23 protein-coding genes are annotated in these 23,813 nt (G+C 68.3%); 18 read left to right on the top strand and 5 right to left on the bottom strand.

Going from position 1 to position 23,813, the window contains the following annotated elements; all coding sequences use genetic code 11:
• The first annotated feature begins 107 nt into the window (after window positions 1-107).
• The 4 genes from ileS to ndk are packed head-to-tail and all read left to right on the top strand — an operon-like array spanning window position 108 to window position 5,788.
• The gene (gene ileS / locus IEV96_RS05890; RefSeq protein ID WP_188509726.1) at window positions 108-3,458 is read left to right on the top strand and encodes an isoleucine--tRNA ligase; all 3,351 of its coding nucleotides are present in this window, start codon (window positions 108-110) and stop codon (window positions 3,456-3,458) included.
• Window positions 3,451-4,965, top strand: a complete 1,515-nt coding sequence (locus tag IEV96_RS05885; protein ID WP_188509725.1) for a bifunctional folylpolyglutamate synthase/dihydrofolate synthase — start codon at window positions 3,451-3,453, stop codon at window positions 4,963-4,965. The genes ileS and IEV96_RS05885 overlap by 8 nt, the downstream gene beginning before the upstream one ends.
• A complete protein-coding gene (locus IEV96_RS05880; RefSeq protein ID WP_188509724.1) occupies window positions 4,962-5,378 on the top strand; it encodes a DUF4233 domain-containing protein in 417 nt (138 codons plus the stop codon). The genes IEV96_RS05885 and IEV96_RS05880 overlap by 4 nt, the downstream gene beginning before the upstream one ends.
• On the top strand, window positions 5,375-5,788 hold the full coding sequence (gene ndk, locus IEV96_RS05875) for a nucleoside-diphosphate kinase (protein ID WP_188509723.1): 414 nt from the start codon (window positions 5,375-5,377) through the stop codon (window positions 5,786-5,788). Before IEV96_RS05880 ends, ndk begins: the two co-directional genes overlap by 4 nt.
• A gap of 118 nt (window positions 5,789-5,906) precedes the next feature.
• Here ndk and IEV96_RS05870 read toward each other — a convergent pair whose 3' ends face one another.
• Window positions 5,907-6,782 carry a DsbA family protein gene (locus tag IEV96_RS05870; protein ID WP_188509722.1) on the bottom strand — a complete coding sequence of 292 codons (876 nt, stop codon included), beginning with the start codon at window positions 6,780-6,782 and terminating at the stop codon, window positions 5,907-5,909.
• A gap of 91 nt (window positions 6,783-6,873) precedes the next feature.
• Window positions 6,874-7,473 carry a vitamin K epoxide reductase family protein gene (locus IEV96_RS05865; protein WP_188509721.1) on the bottom strand — a complete coding sequence of 200 codons (600 nt, stop codon included), beginning with the start codon at window positions 7,471-7,473 and terminating at the stop codon, window positions 6,874-6,876.
• A 398-nt stretch (window positions 7,474-7,871) separates the two neighbouring features.
• Here IEV96_RS05865 and IEV96_RS05860 point away from each other — a divergent pair, with 398 nt between their 5' ends.
• The 4 genes from IEV96_RS05860 to IEV96_RS05845 all read left to right on the top strand — a co-directional run bounded on the left by IEV96_RS05860 (window position 7,872) and on the right by IEV96_RS05845 (window position 13,882).
• Window positions 7,872-10,583 (top strand): Rne/Rng family ribonuclease, encoded by a 2,712-nt coding sequence (locus IEV96_RS05860; protein WP_373282421.1) that lies wholly within the window; start codon window positions 7,872-7,874, stop codon window positions 10,581-10,583.
• Window positions 10,584-10,682: 99 nt separating this feature from the next.
• Window positions 10,683-11,756, top strand: a complete 1,074-nt coding sequence (locus IEV96_RS05855) for a permease (RefSeq protein WP_229733084.1) — start codon at window positions 10,683-10,685, stop codon at window positions 11,754-11,756.
• Window positions 11,746-12,507 carry a TIGR03943 family putative permease subunit gene (locus IEV96_RS05850; protein WP_188509719.1) on the top strand — a complete coding sequence of 254 codons (762 nt, stop codon included), beginning with the start codon at window positions 11,746-11,748 and terminating at the stop codon, window positions 12,505-12,507. The genes IEV96_RS05855 and IEV96_RS05850 overlap by 11 nt, the downstream gene beginning before the upstream one ends.
• A 64-nt stretch (window positions 12,508-12,571) precedes the next feature.
• Window positions 12,572-13,882, top strand: a complete 1,311-nt coding sequence (locus tag IEV96_RS05845; protein ID WP_188509718.1) for a hypothetical protein — start codon at window positions 12,572-12,574, stop codon at window positions 13,880-13,882.
• 28 nt (window positions 13,883-13,910) lie between these two features.
• Here the strand turns inward: IEV96_RS05845 and IEV96_RS05840 are convergent, their stop codons facing one another.
• Both IEV96_RS05840 and IEV96_RS05835 read right to left on the bottom strand, forming a co-directional pair.
• Window positions 13,911-14,654 (bottom strand): SOS response-associated peptidase, encoded by a 744-nt coding sequence (locus IEV96_RS05840; protein WP_188509717.1) that lies wholly within the window; start codon window positions 14,652-14,654, stop codon window positions 13,911-13,913.
• Between the two features lie 38 nt (window positions 14,655-14,692).
• Window positions 14,693-14,965: a DUF4031 domain-containing protein gene (locus IEV96_RS05835; RefSeq protein WP_188509716.1), complete on the bottom strand. Its 273-nt coding sequence runs from the start codon at window positions 14,963-14,965 to the stop codon at window positions 14,693-14,695.
• A gap of 32 nt (window positions 14,966-14,997) precedes the next feature.
• Between IEV96_RS05835 and IEV96_RS05830 the strand changes: the two genes are divergently transcribed.
• From IEV96_RS05830 to proB, 5 genes are all read left to right on the top strand, one after another.
• Window positions 14,998-15,537: a hypothetical protein gene (locus IEV96_RS05830; RefSeq protein ID WP_188509715.1), complete on the top strand. Its 540-nt coding sequence runs from the start codon at window positions 14,998-15,000 to the stop codon at window positions 15,535-15,537.
• Window positions 15,538-15,758: 221 nt separating this feature from the next.
• Complete coding sequence (rplU, locus tag IEV96_RS05825) at window positions 15,759-16,067, top strand: 50S ribosomal protein L21 (RefSeq protein WP_184236398.1); 309 nt, start codon at window positions 15,759-15,761, stop codon at window positions 16,065-16,067.
• A 14-nt stretch (window positions 16,068-16,081) separates the two neighbouring features.
• Complete coding sequence (gene rpmA, locus IEV96_RS05820) at window positions 16,082-16,336, top strand: 50S ribosomal protein L27 (RefSeq protein WP_188509714.1); 255 nt, start codon at window positions 16,082-16,084, stop codon at window positions 16,334-16,336.
• A gap of 76 nt (window positions 16,337-16,412) precedes the next feature.
• Window positions 16,413-17,954, top strand: coding sequence for a GTPase ObgE (gene obgE / locus IEV96_RS05815; RefSeq protein ID WP_188509713.1), 1,542 nt, complete (start codon window positions 16,413-16,415; stop codon window positions 17,952-17,954).
• Window positions 17,947-18,738, top strand: a complete 792-nt coding sequence (gene proB, locus IEV96_RS05810; RefSeq protein ID WP_229733082.1) for a glutamate 5-kinase — start codon at window positions 17,947-17,949, stop codon at window positions 18,736-18,738. The genes obgE and proB overlap by 8 nt, the downstream gene beginning before the upstream one ends.
• On the opposite strand, the gene IEV96_RS05805 is transcribed toward proB, so the two are convergent.
• On the bottom strand, window positions 18,725-19,510 hold the full coding sequence (locus IEV96_RS05805; RefSeq protein WP_188509712.1) for an alpha/beta fold hydrolase: 786 nt from the start codon (window positions 19,508-19,510) through the stop codon (window positions 18,725-18,727). The two genes, proB and IEV96_RS05805, sit on opposite strands and share 14 nt — an antisense overlap.
• Before the next feature lie 95 nt (window positions 19,511-19,605).
• Here IEV96_RS05805 and IEV96_RS05800 point away from each other — a divergent pair, with 95 nt between their 5' ends.
• Genes IEV96_RS05800 through rsfS form a run of 5 tightly spaced genes read left to right on the top strand, consistent with a single transcriptional unit; the run spans window position 19,606 to window position 23,755 of the window.
• Window positions 19,606-20,874 carry a glutamate-5-semialdehyde dehydrogenase gene (locus IEV96_RS05800; protein ID WP_188509711.1) on the top strand — a complete coding sequence of 423 codons (1,269 nt, stop codon included), beginning with the start codon at window positions 19,606-19,608 and terminating at the stop codon, window positions 20,872-20,874.
• A gap of 29 nt (window positions 20,875-20,903) precedes the next feature.
• On the top strand, window positions 20,904-21,104 hold the full coding sequence (locus IEV96_RS05795) for a hypothetical protein (RefSeq protein ID WP_188509710.1): 201 nt from the start codon (window positions 20,904-20,906) through the stop codon (window positions 21,102-21,104).
• Between the two features lie 9 nt (window positions 21,105-21,113).
• Complete coding sequence (gene nadD, locus IEV96_RS05790) at window positions 21,114-21,719, top strand: nicotinate-nucleotide adenylyltransferase (RefSeq protein WP_188509709.1); 606 nt, start codon at window positions 21,114-21,116, stop codon at window positions 21,717-21,719.
• Window positions 21,719-23,314 (top strand): prolipoprotein diacylglyceryl transferase, encoded by a 1,596-nt coding sequence (locus IEV96_RS05785; RefSeq protein ID WP_188509708.1) that lies wholly within the window; start codon window positions 21,719-21,721, stop codon window positions 23,312-23,314. The genes nadD and IEV96_RS05785 overlap by 1 nt, the downstream gene beginning before the upstream one ends.
• A gap of 39 nt (window positions 23,315-23,353) precedes the next feature.
• A complete protein-coding gene (rsfS, locus tag IEV96_RS05780) occupies window positions 23,354-23,755 on the top strand; it encodes a ribosome silencing factor (RefSeq protein WP_188509707.1) in 402 nt (133 codons plus the stop codon).
• Window positions 23,756-23,813 lie beyond the last annotated feature (58 nt).

Below are 23,813 nucleotides of genomic sequence, written 5' to 3'. Positions count from 1 at the left end.
GTCGGTGCTCAACACACCGGCAAGCGGGGTGGTACCGCGCAGACCGACTGGACGATTTGGCCAGGGGCGAGCGTCCTCGTTCAGATGACGAAACGATCTGGAGTGAGATGCCCTACCCCCGCAACGCCAGCACGGCCGGTGTTCCCGCGTCCCCGAACTTCCCCGCCATCGAAGAGGGCATGCTCGCCTACTGGGCGGGCGACAACACCTTCCTCGCCTCGGTCGAACAGCGCGAGGGCGCCGACGAGTGGGTCTTCTACGACGGCCCGCCGTTCGCCAACGGACTGCCGCACTACGGCCACCTGCTCACCGGTTACGCCAAAGACCTCTTCCCGCGCTTCCAGACGATGCGCGGCAAGCAGGTGCACCGCCGCTTCGGCTGGGACACCCACGGCCTGCCCGCCGAGCTCGAGGCGATGCGGCAGCTCGGCATCACCGAGAAGAGCCAGATCGAAGAGATGGGCATCGCGGCGTTCAACGCGAAGGCGCGCGAGTCGGTGCTCAAGTACACCGACGAGTGGCAGCAGTATGTCACCCGCCAGGCGCGCTGGGTCGACTTCGAGAACGACTACAAGACGCTCGACGTGACGTTTATGGAGAGCGTCATCTGGGCGTTCAAGCAGCTGCACACCAAGAACCTCGCCTACGAGGGCTTCCGCGTGCTGCCGTACTGCTGGCACGACGAGACCCCGCTGTCGAACCACGAGCTGCGCATGGACGACGACGTCTACAAGATGCGCCAGGACCAGACCGTCACGGTCACGTTCCCGCTCGTCGGCGCCAAGGCCGAGGTGCTCGGGCTCACCGGTGTCAAGGCGCTGGCCTGGACGACGACCCCGTGGACCCTTCCCACCAACATGGCGCTGGCCGTCGGGCCCGCCATCGAATACGCGCTGCTGCCGAGCGGCCCGAACGGCGCCGCCGACCACGTGCCGGTCGGAGCGACCACCGTCGGCGGCGCGGTAGCCGGCGACATCCTCACCGTCGAGGGCGAATCGCGCTACCTGCTCGCACTCGACACCGTCGGCGCCTACTTCAAGGACCTCGGATACGAGAGCGCGGATGCTGCGAAAGCCGCCGTATCCCGTACCGTGCTCGGCGCCGAACTGAACGGCGTGAAGTACGACCGGCTCTGGGACTATTACGCCGACACCGAGGAGTACGGCACCGAGAACGCCTGGCAGATCCTCGTGGCCGACTACGTCGCCACCGGCGAGGGCACCGGCATCGTGCACCAGGCCCCCGCCTACGGCGAGGACGACCAGTTGGTCTGTGCCGCGGCCGGCATCCCGGTCATCATCTCCGTCGACGACGGCGGCAAGTTCCTCTCCAACATCGAGGGTGTCGCCGGACTGCAGGTCTTCGACGCGAACAAGCCGCTCACGCAGCAGCTGCGCGCCGCCGGCCGCCTGCTGCGCGTCGCGAGCTACGAGCACAGCTACCCGCACTGCTGGCGCTGCCGCAACCCGCTGATCTACAAGGCCGTGTCGAGCTGGTTCGTGCGCGTGCCCGAGTTCCGCGACCGCATGGGCGAGCTCAACCAGGAGATCAACTGGGTCCCCGACAACGTCAAGGACGGCCAGTTCGGCAAGTGGGTGGGCAACGCCCGCGACTGGTCGATCTCGCGCAACCGCTACTGGGGCAGCCCGATCCCGATCTGGAAGAGCGACAACCCGGAGTACCCGCGCATCGACGTCTACGGTTCGCTCGACGAGCTGCGGGCCGACTTCGGCCGCCTGCCGCTCAACGCCGAGGGTGAACCCGACCTGCACCGCCCGTTCATCGACGAGCTGACCCGCCCGAACCCCGACGACCCGACAGGGCAGTCGACGATGCGCCGCATCGAAGACGTACTCGACGTGTGGTTCGACTCGGGCTCGATGCCGTTCGCCCAGGTGCACTACCCGTTCGAGAACCGCGAATTCTTCGAGGCGCACAACCCCGCCGACTTCATCGTCGAGTACATCGGACAGACCCGCGGCTGGTTCTACACGCTGCACACGCTGTCGACCGCGCTCTTCGACCGCCCCGCGTTCAAGAACGTGATCAGCCACGGCATCGTGCTCGGCAGCGACGGGCAGAAGATGTCGAAGAGCCTGCGCAACTACCCGGACGTCTCCGAGGTCTTCGACCGCGACGGTGCGGATGCTATGCGCTGGTTCCTCATGTCGTCGTCCGTCATCCGCGGCGGCAATCTGATCGTCACGGAGGAGGCGATCCGCGAGGGCACCCGGCAGTTCCTGCTTCCGCTGTGGAGCACGTACTACTTCTTCACGCTCTACGCCAACGCTTCGGATTACACCGCCACCTGGCGCACCGACTCGACCAACGTGCTCGACCGCTACCTGCTGGCCAAGACGCGCCAGCTCGTCGTCGACGTGACGCGCGAGCTCGAGGCCCTCGACAGCCCCACGGCCGCGCTCAAGCTGCGCGACTTCGGTGACGTGCTCACCAACTGGTATGTGCGCCGCAGTCGCGACCGTTTCTGGACCGGCGACGACACCGAGTCGTTCGACACGCTGTACACCGTGCTCGAGACCCTCACCCGTGTCGCCGCGCCGATCATCCCGCTCGTCTCCGACGAGATCTGGCGGGGGCTCACGGCCGGGCGCAGCGTGCACCTCGAGGACTGGCCGGACGCCGAGGCCTTCCCGGCCGACGACGCCCTCGTCACCGCGATGGACCGCGTGCGGGCGATCGCGTCCGCCGGCCTCTCGCTGCGCAAGGCGAAGAGCCGCCGCGTGCGACTGCCGCTCGCGCAGCTCACCGTCGTGAGCGACGACGGCGCGGCCCTTGCCCGGTTCAGCGACATCCTGCTGCAGGAGCTCAACGTCAAGGACGTCGTGTTCAGCGCCCTCGAGCCGGACAGCTTCGAGCGGTTCGGCATCTCGCAGAAGCTCACCGTCAACTCCCGCGCCGCGGGTCCGCGCATCGGCAAGCAGGTGCAGGCCGTGATCAAGGCTGCGCGTGAGGGGGACTGGCAGGCGGCGGGCGACACCGTCGTGGTCGGCGGCGTCGAACTGCTGCCCGCCGAGTTCGAGCTCGAACTGCAGTCGGCCGACGAGGCCAACGCGATCGCGTTCCTCGCCGACGGCGGCTTCGTGATCCTCGACACCGAGACGACGCCCGACCTCGAGGCCGAGGGGCTCGCGCGCGACATCATCCGTGCCGTGCAGGACACCCGCAAGGCCGCCGGGCTCAACGTGAGCGACCGCATCTCGATGACCATCCGCGGCGACGGCGGCGACGACATCGCGGCCCTGACGGCGTTCGAGGCGACCATCGCCGCCGACACGCTCGCTACCGCGTTCGAGATCATCCTCGTCGACGATCCGGCCGTCTCTGCCGCGACCGAGGTAGCGGCCGGTTCGCAGCGCACGACCCTGACTCCCCATCAGTACGCGAACACTGGTGTACTGGTTATCGATCTGTGGAAGGCGGCATCAGTAGATGTCTAAGAACGACAACCCCGGCGACAACGACTACCAGGGGTACGACGGCGGCGAGGTCGAGCCGGAAGAAGAGCCCGACTTCGTCGACGACGGAAGCGGACTGCCCGACTTCCTCCAGGGCGGCAACGAGGGCACCAACCTCGACGACGACTCCGAGTACGACTTCGACGACAACGAGTACCAGTCCGGCGCCGACGACGTCTACGCCGAACTGCTCGCCCGCATCGGCGAGGGAAACCCCCAGCCCCGCCTCGAGCCGACCCGCCGCGCCGTCGAACTTCTCGGCGACCCGCACCGCGCCTACCCGGTGATCCACATCGCCGGAACCAACGGCAAGACCTCGACGAGCCGCATCACCGAGAGCATCCTGCGCGCCTACGGGCTGAAGACGGGTCTCCTCACGAGCCCGCACCTCACGCGCGTGAACGAGCGCATCGTGATCGACGGCCAGCCCATTTCGAACCGGGCGCTCGTCGAGAATTGGGCAGACATCCGGCCCTATCTCCTGCTCATCGACGCGGAACTCGCGGGCGCGGGCGAGTCGGAGCTCACCTTCTTCGAGGCCCTCACCGTGCTCGCCTTCGCGAGTTTCGCCGACGCCCCCGTCGACGTCGCCGTGATCGAGGTCGGTATGGGCGGCGAGTGGGACTCCACCAACGTCGCCGACGGCCAGGTCGCCGTGTTCACGCCGATCGCCCTCGACCACACGCAGCGCCTCGGCAATACCGTGGCCGAGATCGCGAAGACCAAGTCGGGCATCATCAAGCCCGTCGCCAGCGTCGTGTCTGCGACGCAGACCCCGGATGCCCTCGCCGAGTTGCAGAGGGCGGCCGAACTGACCGAGTCCACGTTCGCGCAACAGGGCGACGCGTTCTCGCTCGAATCGACGACAGTGGCCGTCGGCGGCCAGGTCATCTCGGTGAAGGGACTCGCGGCCAGCTACCCCGACCTGTTCCTGCCGATGTTCGGCGACCACCAGGCGCAGAACGCCACGCTCGCGATCGCCGCCGTCGAGTCGTTCCTCGGTGGGGGCAGCCAGCCGCTCGTCGGCGACGTGCTCGCCGAGGGGCTGCAGACCGCGACGTCTCCCGGCCGGCTGCAGATCGTCGGCACCGAGCCGACCGTGCTCGTCGACGCCGCGCACAACCCGCACGGCGCTGCGGCTCTCGCGGCCGCCATCGGCAGTTACTTCACGTTCGACGAGGTCGCGGTGGTGATCGGCGTGCTGCAGGACAAGGACGCCGACGGCATCGTTTCCGCGCTCGCACCGATCGCGACGCGTTTCTACGTGACGCAGTCGGAGTCGGACCGCGCCGTCGCGGCGGACGACCTCGCCTACATCGTGCGCGAGTACACCGAGGAGGTCTACACCGACGAGTCGGCCGAGACCGCGCTCGAGGCGGCCCGCGAGTGGGCGGCCGAGGGCGAGAAGCGTGCCGTGCTCGTCACCGGCTCGATCACCCTCGTCGGCGACGCCATCACCCTCGCGACCGTGAGCAAGTGGAAGCGATGACCGAGCAGCCCGGCCCCGGCCGCAGCCGCGCGCCACGCGTGCGCAGACAGCGCTCGGTCACCGAGATGCTGCTGTCGATCGTGCTGGCGCTCGAGGCCGTGCTCGTGTTCTTCGTCACGCTGGTCGTCTACGGGCTCAGGTCGCTCGAACCCGGCCTGGCGTTCGGCGGGGGAGCGCTGCTCATCCTCGCGCTGTTCCTCACCAGCGGCCTGCTGCGCTACCCGTGGGGCGTGTGGCTCGGCTGGGCTCTGCAGCTCGTGCTGCTCGCGACCGGTTTCCTCGTGCCGCTGATGTTCTTCATCGCGGCCTGCTTTGTCGCGATCTGGATCTTCTGCTTCGTTCGCGGACGCCAGATCGACCACCAGAAGGCCGCATTCGCGGCCGAACACCCCAACCCAGGAGATATCACGTGAGCGTCGAAGAAACACTCGTACTCGTCAAGCCCGACGGTGTAGCCCGCAACCTGACCGGCGAGATCCTGCGCCGCATCGAGGCGAAGGGGTACCAGCTGGTCGACATCAAGTTCGTGGAGGCGAGCCGCGAACTGCTGGCCGCGCACTACGCAGAGCACGAGGGAAAGCCGTTCTACGAGCCCCTCGTCGAATTCATGGAGAGCGGCCCGATCGTCGCGATCCGCGTCGCCGGCAACGGCGTCATCGAGGGTTTCCGGTCTCTCGCCGGTGCGACCAACCCCACCAGCGCGGCGCCAGGCACGATCCGCGGCGACCTCGGACGCGACTGGGGTCTCAAGGTCCAGCAGAACCTCGTGCACGGCAGCGACTCGGTCGAGTCGGCGCAGCGCGAGCTGTCCCTCTGGTTCTAGCCCGGCCTCGGCTCTAACCCAGCCGCAAAAGAGCCGATTCCGGCCAGATGACGCCTCCGCGGACGGCTCATCTGGCCGGAATCGGCTCTTTTGCTCTGCGCACCTGCCGTCGCCGCCGCTACTCGGCCGGTGCCGTCGCCTCGCCCGCGACCTGTGCGACGAAGGTCGCGAAGGCCTCCGCGTCGTCGACGGCGCCCTGGTACAGCTGGCCGTTCACCAGCACCGTGGGGGTCCCGACGAACTCGGTGACGGTGTCGCTCGCGAGTTCACCCGAGGTCACCCGGTCGGTCGCGTTCGTCACCCAGCTCGCGAACGTCTTGTCGTTGATGCACGACGCGACGTCGTCGCTGTCGGCGCCAGCATCCGCCACCAGCTTTTTCAGGGCCGCGGTGTCGAGACCGCTCGTGTTCTCCTCCGGCTGCTGGGCGAACAGGGCGTCGTTGACCGCCATGTACTGGTCGGGCTCGTAATTGGCCACGCACACCGCGGCGTTCGCCGCTCGCGACGAGTACTTGGTGCCGAGGGATACCCGGTCGAGGATCGAAATCGGGTGGATCTCGAGCGACGCCTCGCCGGCCGTCACCCAGCCGTCGATCTGTTCCGCGTTCGTCGTCTCGAAGGTCTGGCAGATCGGGCAGGCGTAGTCGATGTAGGTCACGATGTTCACCGCGGCGTCGAGGCTCGACGTGTCGGTCGGCACCGGGTCGGCGTCGAGGGCGAGCGCCTTTGTCGTGACCGGAGCGAGTGTCGTTCCGTCGCCGGTGAACAGGATGCCGTTGCTCGCCATGTTCTTGGGATTCACCGTCGTGGTGGTGGTCGCGTTGACGATCACCAGCGTGACCACAGTCACGACGGCGAGCAGCGCGACGATGACCCCACCCTGCACGAGCAGCCGGTTGCGCTTCCTGCGGCGCTGGGCGGTCTCACGCTCCTGCCTCGCCAACTCGCGGGCGTGTTCACGCCGTGCCTTCTTGCCGTCTGCGGTGTTGCTCATCGGTTCCTCTCGATGGTGCGCCGCCGGTGGGCGCCCAGCACAGACTGGCGCGGTCAGCTATGCGCTAGCTGAAAGCGTGCCGCGAGCGGGTCTACAAGCTGCCGAGAACGTCGAGGCGCAGCTGCGCGACGACGGCGACCACGAGGTAGCTCGCGAGGGTGATGGCCGGCACCCAGCCGTACAGGGCGTCGGCGACCCGACGGGCCCCGGCCGGCACCGGGAGGTTGCCCTCCTTCAGGTTGTACAGCGTCACCGTCCAGAACAGCGGGATCGTGGCCGCCCAGGTCGCCATGCACCACGGGCAGAGCGTGCCGAGCACGAACACGCTCTGGTTGATCAGCCAGATGACGAAGGCCAGCGCCCCGACGACCCCGAGGTTGAACGCGACCCAGAACCAGCGGGCGAACGAGGCGCGCGACAGCAGGGCCACGCCGATCACGATCGGCGCGATCCAGGCCGCGAGCCCGATGATCGGGTTCGGGAAGCCGAACAGCGACCCCTGCCACGACTCGAGGTTGGCCCGGCACTGCACGAGCACGCTGAAATCGCAGCCGAGCGCCTCGGTCGGATCGGTCAACGTCGTGAACTTCTCCACGGTCAGCGCGAAGGCCGCGTACCAGCCGACCACACCCGCCACGATGAGGAAAATCGCGAGCGCGACGGGACGCTTGGCAGCGGGGGTCTCTGGCACTCTGGGATTATGGCACGCGTCGAATCACGTCTAACTGAGAATGCGTGCGATAATCGGATACAGCCAGCCGAGCCGCGCTCGAACTGGCGCCAAAGAAGGCTTACCGGGCGACAATCCGGGCCAGTGCCGAGCATCCGAGTGGATGCCGGTCAGTCGGATAGCGAGTTCCGGAGCGCTGGGTGACAGGCAGTGCAATACAGACACAGTAGAACCAGAGCAGACAGTGGCTGACACGTACGCGTGACTGACACGTACGACCAGAGAATGGTCGCCAGCCACACCATGCCGGTTCTTGACCTGAAGAATTTGCAGCGTGATCGCTGAGGCGTAGCGCGAACGAGAGAGTACCCGGTGGGCGGCGCGGTTTCCCACCAGGGCCTAGGAGTACACCGCCAGTGGTGAATGACAAAGACAACATCGAGCCCAAGCGTCGCAAAGGACTATTCGGAAGCCGTAAGGCAGCCGTGACCCCGCCGCCCGCACCCGTCGAAGCGGCACCGGTCGCCGAGCCCGCTCCCGTCGAGCAGCCCCTCGCGGTCGCTCCCGTCGACGACATCATCGTCGACGAGGTCGTTGTGAAGGCCGCCCCGCGTACGCGCACCCGCAAGCCCGCCGTCGCCGAGACCCCCGCGGCCGAGACTGCGGATGACACGGCCGACGCCGACACGGACGACACCCCCAAGCGTGCCGCCCGTCCCACCACGTCGCTGCTGTTCCAGGCGCCGCCGGAGAGCGCGGTGCTGCCCGAGCGCGCCCCCGCACGCCAGCCGCGCCAGTCCCGCAACGCGGAGGCCTCGGCCGCCCGTGCCGACGACCTGAGCAACGACCTCGGCGACGAGTCGGGCACCGTACGCCGCCGCTCGCGCCGCCGCCCCGGCGAAGAGGCCCGCGACGGCGACGATGCCCCCGGCACCGTCGTGCGCGTGCGCCAGCCGCGCCCCGAACCCGTGCTCAGCAACGAGCCCACCCGGGTCAAGGGCTCCACCCGCCTCGAGGCCAAGAAGCAGCGCCGCCGTGACGGCCGCGATGCCGGCCGCCGCCGTCCCGTGATCACCGAGAGCGAGTTCCTCGCCCGCCGTGAGAGCGTCGACCGCGTGATGGTCGTGCGCTCCAAGTTCGGGCGCATCCAGATCGCTGTCCTCGAAGACGGTGTTCTCGTCGAGCACTACGTCGCCAAGAGCCAGGACATGTCGCTCATCGGCAACGTGTACCTCGGCCGCGTGCAGAACGTGCTGCCGAGCATGGAGGCGGCCTTCGTCGACATCGGACGCGGCCGCAACGCCGTGCTCTACTCGGGCGAGGTCGACTGGGACGCCGCCGCGGAGAACTCCGCCGACGGCAAGGCCCAGGCCCGCCGCATCGAGCTCGCGCTCAAGCCGGGCGACAAGGTGCTCGTGCAGGTCACGAAGGACCCGATCGGCCACAAGGGCGCCCGCCTCACCAGTCAGGTCTCGCTGCCCGGCCGCTACCTCGTCTACGTGCCGAACGGCTCGATGAGCGGGATCAGCCGCAAGCTGCCCGACACCGAGCGCGCGCGCCTCAAGAAGATCCTCAAGGAGGTCCTGCCCGAGAACGTCGGCGTCATCGTGCGCACGGCGGCCGAGGGTGCGACCGAAGAGCAGCTGACGCTCGACGTCAGCCGTCTCACCAGCCAGTGGGCCGAGATCAGCCGCCTCATCGAGACGGCGAACGCTCCCGCCCTGCTGCACTCCGAGCCCGACCTGCTGGTCAAGATCATCCGCGACGTCTTCAACGAGGACTTCCAGAAGCTCGTTATCGACGGTGACGACGCGCAGGAGATCATCCAGAGCTACCTCAACGGAGTGGCCCCCGACCTCATCGACCGGGTCGAGCGCTTCGAGGGAACCAACGACCCGTTCGACGCCTACCGCGTCAACGAGCAGATCGAGAAGGCGCTCGACCGCAAGGTCTGGCTGCCCTCCGGTGGTTCGCTCGTGATCGACCGCACCGAGGCCATGACCGTCGTCGACGTCAACACCGGCAAGTTCGTCGGCTCGGGCGGAAACCTCGAAGAGACGGTCACCAAGAACAACATCGAGGCGGCCGAAGAGATCGTGCGCCAGCTGCGTCTGCGTGACATCGGCGGCATCATCGTCGTCGACTTCATCGACATGGTGCTCGAGTCGAACCGCGACCTCGTGCTGCGCCGACTCGTCGAGTGCCTCAGCCGCGACCGCACCAAGCACCAGGTCGCCGAGGTGACCTCGCTCGGACTCGTGCAGATGACCCGCAAGAAGCTCGGGCTCGGCCTGCTCGAGACGTTCAGCGAGCCGTGCGAGCAGTGCGCCGGCCGCGGCGTGATCGTGCACCACGACCCCGTCACGAAGCACCGCATCCAGCAGGCGCCCCAGCCCGAGATCAACAACGGCCGTCGCAGCCGCGGTGGCAAGGGCAACGGCAACGGCGGCAACGGAAACGGCGGCAACGGCGGCCAGAACAACGGCGGCCAGAACCAGCAGCAGCCGCAGGTGAGCACCCCGCCCAAGGCGGCGGGCACCGGCACGCACGCCATCACCGACGACGCCCGCAACGCTCTCGCGCAGATCGCCGCCCGCACCGTCTCGGCCCAGTCGGGCACCGGCGGCGCGACGGCCCCGGCGACGCCCGCGGCCGAGTCCGCGCCGGTCGTCGAGCCGGCCGCCACGGTCGAGGCACCCGCCGCCGAAGCCCAGCAGCCCGCCGAGACCCAGCAGCCCGCAGAGACGCGACAGCCCGCGCAGGCCAGGACGCGGTCCGGCCGCGGACGCGCTTCCTCGGAGGCGAAGTCCACGATCGCCGAGAAGGCGACCGAGGTCGACGCCCCGCTCGAGGCCAAGATCGCCGAGGCAGCAGCGCCCGCCGAGACTGCCACGCCCGCCGCCGAGTCCGAACAGCCGAAGGCCGACGCCCCCGTCGCGATCCTCGACATCCCGGTCACGAAGGCACCCCGTGCGAGCCGCCGCATGAACAACCGCGACGCCGAGCAGATCCTCGACTCCGTGCTCGAGGCTCTCCCCGAGCCGAAGCAGCCCGGCCAGGGCCGCTCGCGCACCTCGCGTCGTGCCGGCAGCGCCGGCGCGGTCGTGAGTGCTCCGGTCACGGACGACTAGTCATCCGCACGAGGAACCCCGTCGGCCCCGTCCGGCGGGGTTTCGTTGTACCCGGGGAGTCACCGACTTCTGTCAGCAAGCACTGGTTAGGCTTCCCGGGTGAGTAGCCAGCTTGACGCCCGCCGTCGCGACCGCGGCGCGAAAGGCGACCACGAGCATCCGCCCCACGGCGACCACCCCACGGCCCGCCGCCGCCAGTTCGCCTGGCTGGGCGTCGGCATCGTGGGGATCAGCGCCTTGTTCGTGCTGCGCGCGATCACCGCCGACCAGGGCGCGCTCGCCCTGCCCGACAAGGCGCAGGACTTCCTCACCCTGAGCATCAGCGTCATCGTCGAGTCGATGCCGTTCGTGATCCTCGGAATCGTGCTGTCGATCGCCGTGCAGGTGTGGGTTCCCGACTCGTGGATCATGCGGGTGCTGCCACGCAACCCGTTCCTGCGCCGCGCGGCGATCTCGTTCATCGGCGTCTTCCTGCCGGTCTGCGAGTGCGGCAACGTGCCCCTCGCCCGCGGGCTCATGGTCGAGGGCTTCACCGTCTCCGAGTCGATGACCTTCCTGCTCGCGGCGCCCATCATCAACCCGATCACGATCATCACGACCCATCAGGCGTTCGGCTGGGACGACAACATCCTCGTCGGACGCATCGTGGGCGGATTCGTCATCGCCAATCTCACCGGCTGGTTGTTCAGCCGCCATCCGGACCAGGACTCGCTGCTGACCGACAAGTTCGCGGCGATCTGCCGGGTGCCGGATGCGCACGCGCACGGCGCCTCCCGCTGGCAGGAGAGCGTCTCGCTCTTCCGCCGGGAGTCGAGCATCATCCTGCCGGCGCTCTTCATCGGAGCCGTCGCGGCCGGAGCCATCCAGTCGCTCGTGCCCCGTTCGGTGCTCGTGAGCCTCGGCAGCAATCCGCTCTGGTCGATCCTCGCCATGATGGTGCTGGCCTTCGTGATCTCGGTGTGCTCGAACGTCGACGCGTTCTTCATCCTGCCGTTCGCCTCGACCTTCATGCCTGGGTCGATCGTGAGCTTCCTCGTCTTCGGGCCGATCATCGACATCAAGATGCTCGCCCTGCTGCGCACCACCTTCACGGTGAGAACCCTCGTGCAGCTCACCGTCGTCGTCGCGCTGCTCAGCGCCCTCATCGGATTGGTCGTGAACTATGTCGCCTAGCCTCCTGAGGGCCGTCCAGCGCTGGCGGGGCGTGGCGCTGATGAGCGTCGTGGTCGTCGCGACCATCTGGCTCGCGCTGACCAACCAGCTCATCCTGTACATCCACCCGCGCTACGTGCTCTTCACGGTGATCATGTCGGTCATCGCGCTCGTCTTCGTGGCCGCGAGCGCGTTCCTGCGCGAACCCCACGACCACGACGCGCCGCCGTCGAAGCGCCAGAACGCGCTCTCGGGGGCGGCCGCCGTGCTGTCCCTCGTGATCGCCGTCGGCATCATCGTGGTCCCACCGGCCACACTGTCGAGCGCGACACTCGAGCAGCGCGCCATCAACGACGGAGGGCTGAGCGGCGACCGCGCGCAGTCGGTCGCCTCGGTGGCCTCCACGACCGACGCCGCGTTCGCCAAGTTCACCGTGCTCGAGTGGTCGTCGCTGCTGCGCCAGACGAGCGAGCTGAGCGTCTTCAGCGGCAAGCCGGTCGACGTCGTCGGTTTTGTGAGCGCGGATCCGGATGATCCGGAGAACATGTTCTTCGTCTCGCGGTTCGTCATCACCTGCTGCGCCGTCGATGCCCAGCCGATCGGGGTCCCGGTCTACGAACCGGGGTGGGCCGACGACCTCGCCGTCGACCAGTGGGTGCGCGTCACCGGCGGCTTCGACACCAACCCGAGCGGAGTGAGCCAGCAGGCGATCGCCGTCGTCCCCGACTCCGTGGAGGTCGTCGAACAACCGGGAGAGCCCTATCTCTACTGAGTCCCGCTCTGCCGCGTACCGGTCGTCCACCGCGTCCGGGTTCCGCCGCACCTTCACGGCCGTCGTGGTCGTGTTGGCGCTGCTCTGCGCCGGTTTCGCGGCGCTGGGCTACGTGCAGGGCCCCAAACTCTCGAGCGCGCAGGTCGACACCGAGCAGGTCACGACGCGCAGCGGCCAGCAGCTGCGGCTCTTCGCCAACCAGCCGCTCGCCGCAGTCGACCCCGACGACGTCACGATCACGCCCGCCGCCGAGTTCACCGTGACGACCTCGGGTGCCGTGGTGGCCGTGCAGTTCGAGCAGCCGCTGCTCTACGACGCGCGCTACGTCGTCGAGGTGGACGGCGTGACGAGCCAGTTCGACGACCAGGGCTCCACGCTCAGCTACGAGTTCACCACGGGCTCGCAGCCGCTCTACTACCTCGACCGCGGCGAGGCCGTGGACGAGATCGTGCGGACCGGTGCGCGCGATGTCGAGCGCACCGTCGTCTACTCGGCCCCGCGCATCCAGGAATTCGCACTCCTCGGCTCGACCGCCGCAGTGTCCACCGATCTGGGCGACGGCACCAGCGCCCTCAGCCTCGTCAGCTTCGAGGACGGGGGAGTGGAGCCGCTCGGCCTGCCGGTCCCCGGGGTGATCGAGAAGCTGCACGCGGCCGACGACGGGGTCACGATCGGCTTCGCCTTCTCGAGCGCCGACGGGGCGTTCGACAACACGCTCATGACCCTGAATCTCGATCTGGGCCGGGACATCGCGCCGGTCGCCGGTCTGGACGGCGCGCCGCTCGCCGTGAGCAACTGGTTCTTCCTGCCGGGAGGGGTGACGCTCGCCGCGCACAACATCGGCGACGAAAGCGTGCTGCTCGTCGACACGGCGTCGGGAGTCGTCACACCGCTCGGCAGTTACGCGAGCCTCGAGTCGCTCTCGACCGACGGGACGAGGCTCGGGGTGACGAACGCGTTCGGGCCGGTCGTGCTGTCCATCGCCGACCTGAGCGACGTCGAGTTCGCGCCCTCGCCCATCTACGGGGTCGCACCGCTGCCCGGCGACTTCCGGCTCATGCGCGGGTCGGACCTGGTGCAGCACGTCGTGCTCGTCGACTACGAGGCGAACGTGTTCGAGAACCTGCTCGTCGCCGACGACGGATCGAGTTCGCGCGAGCTGCTGCGCACCGTCGACCACGCCGGAAGCATCGGCGACTTCTCCGTGTCGCCCAACGACCAGTTCGTGGCGGTCGAGGTGGTGCCGAACGTGGCGTCGAGCGTGAGCGACGGCTACCCGGTGGACGACCGGTCCACGAGCGTCACGACCGTGATCATCGACCTGTCGACCGGGGCGCAGGTCAAGAGCGTGGCCGGCTTCGCCCTGCAGTGGTGACGGAAGGCTACACGCGCGCGGGGGTCGGCTAGACCGGCTGGATGAGCGCTTCGGAGTTGTTCTTGACGCTCGCGACGTCTTTGCTGACCTCGTAGAACTCCACCTCTTCGGCAAGGTCGGCCGCGGCGTCGGAGACGGCCTCCAGCAGCTCGGACGAGCCGGGCGTGCGGGGGTCGAGCCAGTCTTCGAGCAGGCCGGGCTCGAGCAGCAGCGGCATGCGTTCATGGATGAGGGCGAGCGGGCCGGCGGATGCGCGGGTCAGTATCGTCGTCGACAGCAGCCAGCGCGCGGGATCACCGGCGGCGGCTGCCGGGTTCTTCCACCACTCGTACAGGCCCGCGAGCAGCAGCGGCTCGCCGTCGGGGGAGTGCACGAACTGGGCGGACGAGGTGCCGTCGGCGCCCTTGTGCCAGACGTAGTAGCCCGTTGCCGGGATGGCAGCGCGCCGGGACTGGGCGGCGGGGGCGAACGCCGGGTTCGCGAGCACCTGCTCGACCGGGACGTTGAACATCGTGGAACCCACGGACGCGTCGGGTGCGCCGCCGGGCACGAGGCCCCAGCTGGCCGACTCGAGGCGGCGCAGCACGGCCGGGTTCTCGGGGTCGTAGCCCTCGGTCGAGGCGTCTTTGTTGACGGCGTCGATGATGACGACCACGCGGTCGGCCGGGGCGATGTTGAACGAGGCGGGCGGCAGGTCGCCCGCCGGCCGGTCGACATCGAGCATCGCTACGAGCTCGTCGGGGTCAGTGGTGAAAACGAAACGGCCGGGCATGCTCCCATTCTGTACCGGCCCGCCGACGCCGGATGGCCCTACAGCCCGCGTTTCTCCTTCTGGCTGATGCGCAGTCCGCTCGCCTGCAGCCGGGTGACGAGCTGGCGCACCGTCACGGGAAGGGCGCCGAGCGCCACGAGCTCGTCGTACTTGCGGGCCGGCACGTCGTAGTGGTCGCCGTCGAACCCGCGCCGGGGGATCCCCGCACGCTGCGCGAACGCGTGCAGTTCGTCGAGCGAGTGGTCGCTGACCAGATGTGCCCATAGAGTGTCGTGTGCCGGCCAGATGGGTTGGTCGATCAGCACGGTCATGGGCTGATTCTAAACACTTACGGGGACACCGGATGGCGCAGTCGCTACAGGCACGGGCAACACGGGCGAACGCGGTTCCGGCCGCGGTCGCGGCGGGGATCGTCGGCATCGTGATGGTCGTGCAGGCGGTTCTGCGCGCGTTCGTGGGAGTCTTCAGCAATCTCGCCTATTCGAGCGCTGGCGGCATCAACGGCGGATACGACCCCGGAAGCGTGCTCTCGCCGTTCGGTCAACTGTTCGTGGAACTCGGGACCACGGTAATCCCGGCGGCCATCGGTGTCTTCCTGGCGTTCTGGCTGCTCGTTCCCCTCGTGCCAGAACTGCGCGTGCCCCGCGTAGTGCTGCGCTCCCTCGTGGCCGCCGCCGTAGCCGCGGCCCTCGTGCTGGTCTTCACCGCCGTCTATTCGGGCGGAAGCATCTTCACGGGCCAGCAGTCCTTCGCCTACGCCCTCTTCGGAACGGCCCAGGCCGGCCTCTACACCTTCATCAATGTGACCCCGCTTGTGATTCTGGCCGGGTTCCTCGCCTGGTTCTGGGTCTCGAAGGGCCGACCCGCGGCATCCGCTCTCTGATTCGCAGACACGGCGTGTGTCGTCGACCCGCCCACACCACAGGCAGGTTAGTGTTAACACTCAGTTCGGCCACGATTCTCGAGTCTGAAACCCGGCGATGATTCGCCGCCATAATCACGGTTTGACCGCGGCTATGTAGATCGAGTAGTCTTGGCCCTTGGTGTGCGCTGGCCTGAGGCCGCGAAAGATCGCCATAAGCTTCCGAAAGTAAGGGTTACCAAGTGGTTTACGCAGTTGTGCGCGCCGGTGGTCGGCAGGAAAAGGTAGAGGTCGGCACGATTGTCGTCCTCGACCGCATCCAGGCCGACAAAGACGGCAATGTCGAGCTCGCCCCGGTGCTGCTCGTTGATGGCGACAAGATCACGCACGACGCGAAAGCGCTTGCGGACGTCAAGGTCGTCGCCGAGGTCCTGAACGACCTCCGCGGCCCGAAGATCGTCATCCAGAAGTTCAAGAACAAGACCGGATACAAGAAGCGCCAGGGCCACCGCCAGGAGCAGACTCGTATCAAGATCACTTCGATTAACTAAGGGGCTGACAACTCATGGCACACAAAAAGGGCGCAAGCTCCTCCCGTAACGGTCGCGACTCCAACGCGCAGTACCTCGGCGTCAAGCGCTTCGGCGGCCAGGTCGTCAAGTCCGGCGAAATCATCCTGCGCCAGCGTGGCACGCACTTCCACCCCGGCGCCAACGTCGGCCGTGGCGGAGACGACACGCTGTTCGCCCTCGCCGCCGGTGCGGTCGAGTTCGGTGTTAAGGGTGGCCGCAAGGTCGTCAACATCGTGGTGGCTGCGTAGTCAGCTGCAACATCACTTAGCGTGAAGGGGTGAGCTTCGGCTCGCCCCTTCCGTGTTTCTACAGAGGAAAAATTTCATGGCATCGTTCGTCGACCAGGTAACCCTGCACCTTCGCGCAGGGCACGGCGGCAACGGCTGTGTATCGGTCAAGCGCGAGAAGTTCAAGCCGCTCGCCGGCCCCGACGGCGGCAACGGAGGCAACGGTGGCGACATCGTTCTCGTGAGCGACGTGCAGACCACGACGCTGCTCAACTACCACCGCTCGCCCCACCGCAAGTCGGACCACGGCCAGCCCGGACAGGGCGACCACAAGGCCGGCACCTCCGGCGACGAGATGGTTCTGCTCGTCCCCGTCGGCACGGTGGTCAAAGACGCCGAGGGCAACGAGATCCTCGACATGAACGAACACGGCATGCGCTACGTCGCTGCGCCGGGCGGCATGGGCGGCCTGGGCAACGCGGCCCTCGCCTCCACCAAGCGCAAGGCACCGGGGTTCGCACTCCTCGGAACCCTCGGTTTCGAGGGCGACCTGCGTCTCGAACTGAAGGTCGTGGCGGATGTCGCGTTCGTCGGTTATCCCTCGGCCGGAAAGTCGAGCCTGGTGGCAGCCATGTCGGCGGCCAAGCCGAAGATCGCCGACTACCCGTTCACCACCCTGCACCCCAACCTCGGAGTCGTCGAGTCGGGCGAGACCCGTTACACGGTCGCCGACGTCCCCGGCCTCATCGAGGGCGCCAGCGAGGGTAAGGGCCTCGGCCTCGAGTTCCTGCGCCACGTCGAGCGCTGCTCGGCGCTGCTGCACGTTCTCGACTGTGGAACGCTCGACCCGGGCCGCGACCCGCTGAGCGACCTCGACATCATCCTCGGCGAACTCGCCGCCTACCCCGTTCCCGACGGCCAGGTCCCGCTGCTCGAGCGTCCGCAATTCATCGCGCTCAACAAGACCGACGTGCCCGAGGGCAAAGAACTGGCGGACCTCGTGCGCCCCGACCTCGAGGCCCGCGGCTACCGCGTGTTCGAGGTGTCCGCCGTGTCCCGCGCCGGCCTGCGCGAGCTCTCGTTCGCTCTCGCCGAGCTCGTCGAGGCCGACCGCGTCGAGAAGGCCAAGGAGACGGCGAAGCCGCGCATCGTGATCCGCCCGCGCGCCGTCAACGAGGTCGACTTCGTCATCAAGGTCGAGGGCGGGTCGTTCGGCAACGTCTACCGCGTCATCGGCACCAAGCCCGAGCGCTGGGTGCAGCAGACCGACTTCACCAACGACGAGGCCGTCGGCTTCCTCGCCGACCGTCTGGCCAAGCTCGGCGTCGAGACCGAGCTGTTCAAGTCGGGCGCAGTGCCCGGCTCCACCGTGATGATCGGTGCCGAGGGCGGCGTCGTCTTCGACTGGGAGCCCACCGTGGCGTCCGCCGCCGAACTCGTGGCGAGCCCCCGTGGCACCGACCCGCGCCTCGAAGAGGGTCGCCGCCTGACGAGCAAGACCCGTCGCGCGAACTACCTCGAGCGCATGGACGCCAAGACGGCGGCCCGTGCCGAGCTCGACCGCGAGCGTGAGGGCGGCGTCTGGAACGACGACGAGGGCTTCGCCGTCGAGCGTGACGCCGCGGACGACCGTGACTAGTCCGATCCGCTCCCGGGCCGAGATCGTCACGGCCAAGCGCATCGTGGTCAAGGTCGGTTCATCGTCGATCAGCGGCGAGAACGTCGGTCAGATCGCACCGCTCGTCGACGCCCTCGCGGCCGCTCATGGTCGCGGCTGCGAGGTCATCCTGGTCTCGTCCGGCGCCATCGCGACGGGCATCCCGTTTCTCAACCTCGACTCCCGCCCCACCGACCTCGCGACCCAGCAGGCGGCCGCGGCCGTGGGTCAGAACCTGCTGATCTACCGCTACCAGGACAGCCTGCGCCGCTTCAAGATCGTCGCGGGCCAGGTGCTGCTGACGGCGGGCGACCTCGAGAACCCCACCCATCGTGGCAACGCGCAACGCGCCATGGAGCGGTTGCTCGACCTGCGCATCCTGCCGATCGTCAACGAGAACGACACGGTGGCGACGCACGAGATCCGGTTCGGCGACAACGACCGCCTCGCCGCACTCGTCTCGCAGCTCGTGCGCGCCGACCTGCTCGTACTGCTCTCCGACATCGACGCGCTCTACTCGCGTCCGCCGCTGGACCCCGGCGCCGTGAAGATCACCGAGGTGGCTTTCGACGACGACCTCGGCCAGGTCGAGTTCGGCGACATCGGCGCGGCCGGGGTGGGCACGGGGGGAGCCGGCACCAAGGTGGCCGCCGCGAAGCTCGCCGCGGGCTCGGGTACGCCCGTGCTGCTCGCCTCGACCGGCGACGTGGGCGCGGCCCTGTCGGGCGCCGCGGTCGGTACCTGGTTCGAGGCTAAGCGGGCCTGACGAAGTCGGCGATCACCTTCGCCATCTGGTCGGGCTTCCAGTCGTGGTTCGACGAGTCGATGCGGCACTGTGTCGCGCGGGGGAGCGCTTCCACCAGCGCGTCGGCCACCGGCGGGAAGATCGGCAGCGCCTGATCACCGACCACCACGAGGGTCGGAACCGTGACCGCCGCCCAGGCCTCGCGCCACGGGGCGTGCTGCGTGCGTTCGAGCGCCGCTGCGTCGTAGACCATGGTCGGTGCCACGGAGATCAGGGTCTGCCAGGCGTCGCTGGACTTCGCCGCCTCCAGCCACTCGGGCGGCATGTCGCGCATAAAGAACTCGGCCGCGCCCTGCCGGTCGTTGTGTGCGATCCGGTCCTCGAGGCCGGTGAGCCAGTCGCGGTCGCCGGTGCCCTCGAGCTCGAACGGAGGCTCCCACAGCACGAGCGCCGTCGTCGGCACCCCGGCCGCGGCGGCCCACAGCGCCAGGGCCGCGCCCGACGAACTGCCGTACAGCGCCGCCGCGCCGCCCACCTCGGCCACGAGGGCCGCGATGTCCTCGACCTCCCGGTCGACGGCGAACGGAACGGTGTCGCCGCTCTCGCCGCGGCCACGCCGGTCGTAGTTTACGACCGTGAACCCGCGGCCGGCGAGCTCGCGCGCCAACTCGGCGGTCGCCGGGTCGAACGCCCGGAACTGCGTAGCGCCACCGACCAGGACGACGGGCGGACCGTCGCCTTCGCGGTCGAAAGCGATACGGGTGCCGTCGGCGGATGTCACGAACTCGGTCATACCTGCGGATTCCTCTCCGGCCTGCTGTTTCGCTCAGAATCGCACGCGGGAGCGTGCCGTGCCAGCCCCCTCCCGCCGGTCGTACACTGGGCGCTATGACCGACACCGCCGTAGCCACCCGATCGTTCACCGAGAAGCTCGAGGCCGCGCGCCGCGCGTCCGTGCTGCTCGCCACGGCGAAAGCCGACCTGAAGAACTCGGCGCTCGAGGCGATCGCCCGGGCGGTGGTCGCGAACTCCGACCGCATCATTCAGGCCAACGACCTTGACCTGGCCAACGGACGGGAGAACGGACTGTCGACGGGGTTGCAAGACCGGCTGCGTCTCGACGCGGACCGCCTTTCCGCCCTCGCCGACGCCGTGCGCGAGATCGTCGCACTCACCGACCCCGTCGGCGAGGTGGTGCGCGGAAGCACCCTGCCCAACGGCATCGGTCTGACCCAGATGCGCGTGCCGTTCGGCGTGATCGGCGCGATCTACGAGGCGAGGCCCAACGTGACGATCGACATCGCGGCGCTCGCGCTGAAGAGCGGCAACGCCGTGGTGCTCCGAGGGGGATCGGCGGCGGAGAACACCAACCGGGTTCTCGTCGATGTCATCCAGGGTGCGCTGGCGGAGGCAGGACTGCCGGTCGACGCCGTCCAGACGATCGACGAGTTCGGACGCGAGGGTGCCAAGCAGCTCATGCAGGCGCGCGGTCACGTCGATGTGCTCATCCCGCGCGGCAGCGCCGACCTCATCAACGCCGTCGTCGCCGAGTCGAAGGTGCCCGTCATCGAAACCGGTGCGGGGGTGGTACACGTGTTCCTCGACGCGAGCGCCGACGAGCGGATGGCGGTCGACATCGTGCACAACGCCAAGGTGCAGCGCCCCAGCGTGTGCAACGCCCTCGAGACACTGCTCGTCCACGAGTCATCCGCCTCTCGACTGCTGCCTCCCGTGCTCGCGAGACTGCGTGAATCCGGCGTGACCATCCACGCCGACGAGCGCACGAGCGCGATCTTCGCCGACGTCGTGCCCGCCACCGACGACGACTGGTCGACCGAGTACATGTCGCTCGACCTGGCCGTCCGGGTGGTCGGGGGACTCGACGAGGCGATGCAGCACATCCGCGACTACTCCACGCACCACACCGAGTCGATCATCACCAACGACCTCGGCAACGCCGAACGTTTTCTCGCCGAGGTCGATTCCGCGGTCGTCATGGTGAACGCCTCGACCAGGTTCACCGACGGCGGCGAATTCGGCTTCGGTGCCGAGGTGGGCATCTCGACCCAGAAGCTGCACGCGCGGGGTCCGATGGGGCTCGGCGAATTGACGAGCACCAAGTGGGTCGTGCGCGGCAGTGGTCAGGCGCGCGGCTAAGCTTTACCACGTCGTGAATGGAGAACCATATGTCGCTGATCACCAGCCTGATTTCCGCCGCTGAAGAGACGGCCCACACCGAGCTGCCCATGAGCCCGTTCGGGTACGCCGGCATCGCCGTCGCCGCGTTCGTCGCGCTCGGCGTCGTCGTCTGGAGCTACCGCGACGTGGCGAACCGCCACAGCGACAAGGTCGGTGCCGCGCACGACGACCACACGCCCGGCCACTAGGGGCCGCCCGTGGTCGAGGGCGCCGCGCGCCGGGCTCGCGTCGGTGTGATGGGTGGAACGTTCGACCCCATCCACAACGGGCACCTCGTCGCTGCGAGCGAGGTGCAGCAGAAGTTCGACCTCGACGAGGTGATCTTCGTCCCCACCGGCATGCCGTGGATGAAGTCGGACTACGCGGTCACCGAGGGCGAACACCGCTATCTGATGACCGTGATCGCCACCGCGGCGAATCCACGGTTCACCGTCAGCCGGGTCGACATCGACCGCACGGGTCCGACCTACACGATCGACACCCTGCGCGATATCCACGCCGCCCGGCCCGACGCCGACATCTTCTTCATCTCGGGGGCCGACGCGATCGCGCAGATCCTCGAATGGAAAGACGTCGAACAGGTCTGGCCGCTCGCGCATTTCGTCGCGGTGTCGCGCCCGGGACACCCCCTGACCATTTCCGGTTTACCTGAGCAGGGCGTAAGCTTGCTAGAAGTTCCGGCGCTAGCTATCTCATCTACAGACTGCAGAAGCCGGGTGAGCCGGGGATTCCCGGTCTGGTATTTGGTTCCCGATGGTGTAGTTCAGTACATCTCCAAACACCACTTGTATCGGAGTATTTAATGACCACCTCTCAGGATCAGCCTCCACTGTCGAGGCGCGCACTTCGCCAGCAGCTCTCCCACGCGGAGGAAATCGACGACTCCGCCGAGGCCGACCGCGCCCCATCGGGCCGCCGCGCCCGCGCCGCCGCCGCCGAGGGCCTCGTCGAGGTGCCCACCGGTTCCGAGACCGCTCCCGCCGAATCGGTCGAGCACGACGGCGACCAGTCCGAGACGCCCGCGCTCACCGATTCCGCGATCGCCAAGCCGTTCCCGTTCGCCGACCAGGTCGAGGTCACGAACGACGACGAGGGCCACACCGGCTTCCAGCTGAGCGACTTCCGCCCCGAGGCGACACCCGTCGAGCAAGACAAGGCCGACCAGGCCACCGACGCCGAACCCTCGTTCGATTCGCTCTTCTCCGACCTGCTCGAACCCGCGGCCGAGGACGAGCGCGCCGAGAGCACGCAGACCGAAGGCGAGCAGGCTGCGACCGAGCAGGCCGACAACGAGCAGGCCGCCGACTCCGAGCAGCACGACGTCGTCGAGCCCGCCGCCGAACCCGAGATTCCCGTGGGGGAGCCGATCGAGGTCGCCGAGCCCGTTGCACCGGTCGCCCCCGTCGAGATCGCCCAGGAAGAGCGCACGCTGAGCCGCCGTGAGTGGCGTGCCATGCGCGCCGCCGCCGAGGCAGCCGCAGCCGCCGAGGTCGCCGCCAGCGAGGCACCCGACACCGAGACATCCACGTCCGAGTCGGCTCCGACCGACTCTGCCCACGAGCCGCAGCAGTCCGACGTCGAAATGCGCTTCCAAGAGCCCGAGGCCACGCCCGAGGCGCCCGCCGCGGGCGCACCGGCCGGTTCCGTCTTCATCCCGCCGCTCGTCGAGCCGGTCGCGGCGCCGCAGTCGGCGCTGTCCGACGCGATGGCCGAGTTCGAGGCCCTCACCCGCTCGCCGCAGTCCGAGACCGACACCCCCGTCGACGTCGAACGCGCCGCGCCCAAGGCCGACCAAACCGCAAAGCCGGCAGACGACTCCGCCAAGGCCACGCCGTTCTCCTTCCTCGTCACCCCCTCGAACGCACCGCAGTCTCCCGCGTCGACGACCGACTCCGAGTCTGACTCCGCGTACACGCCGCCGATCGGCCACTGGTCGCGCCAGGCCGAGCTCGACGACGAGAACCAGCCGTTCGAGAACACCCTGAGCCGCGATGTCGGCGGCGGAAACGTCGCAACGACCACCAACGCGCTCGTCTTGCCGATGATCCCGCAGCGCGACGACTTCTCCTCGGTGCTCAACGCCACGGGCGAGATCATGGTGACCGGCACGATCAACCTGCCGGGAAGCGTCGGTACCACCGGCCGCGACTCGCGCCACTATGACGACCCCGAGGTCGACCACCTCTTCGACGCTTTCGACAACGAGGTGGCGAACACCGACTCTGCTCCCGTGCGTGCGATCACCGCGGTCAGCAGCCACACCGCCACGCGCGGTGGCATCGAACTGGGACGCAAGCAGAGCAACCGCATGCTCAACGTGCTCCTGGTCACCGCATCCGTTATGGCGGTCGCCGTCGTCGGCCTGCTCATCGCCGGATTCGTCTTCGGAATCTTCTAACCGTGAATCGCGATTCACACACCCACTCTTAAGGACCCAGTGACTGCTTCTCCTCGCGCCCGCGAACTCGTCAACGTTGCGGCCGCCGCCGCCGACTCCAAGCAGGCCGAAGACATCGTCGCCCTCGACGTGTCCGGCCCGCTTCCCCTCACCGATGTCTTCCTCATCGCCACCGGCCGCAACGAGCGCAACGTCGTCGCGATCGCCGGCGAAATCGAAGACAAGATGCTGGAGGCCGGAGCCAAGACCATCCGCCGCGAGGGCCGCGCCGAGGGCCGCTGGATCCTGCTCGACTTCGGCGACCTCATCGTCCACGTCTTCCACGAGGAAGACCGCATGTACTACTCGCTCGAGCGCCTGTGGAAGGACTGCCCCACGATCCCCCTCGACGTGGCCGGTGCCGCCGTGATCGACGAGCCCGTGTCGGAGAACGCCGAATAACAACCCGCACGACCCGGCGAGCCGTCGGCGGACACACGGCGTAACACGACTTGGCGCC

Source organism: Conyzicola nivalis (assembly GCF_014639655.1).
Classification (GTDB): Bacteria; Actinomycetota; Actinomycetes; order Actinomycetales; family Microbacteriaceae; genus Conyzicola; species Conyzicola nivalis.
Note: the sequence above shows the minus strand (reverse complement) of the source record. Positions and strands in the feature narration are given on the sequence as shown.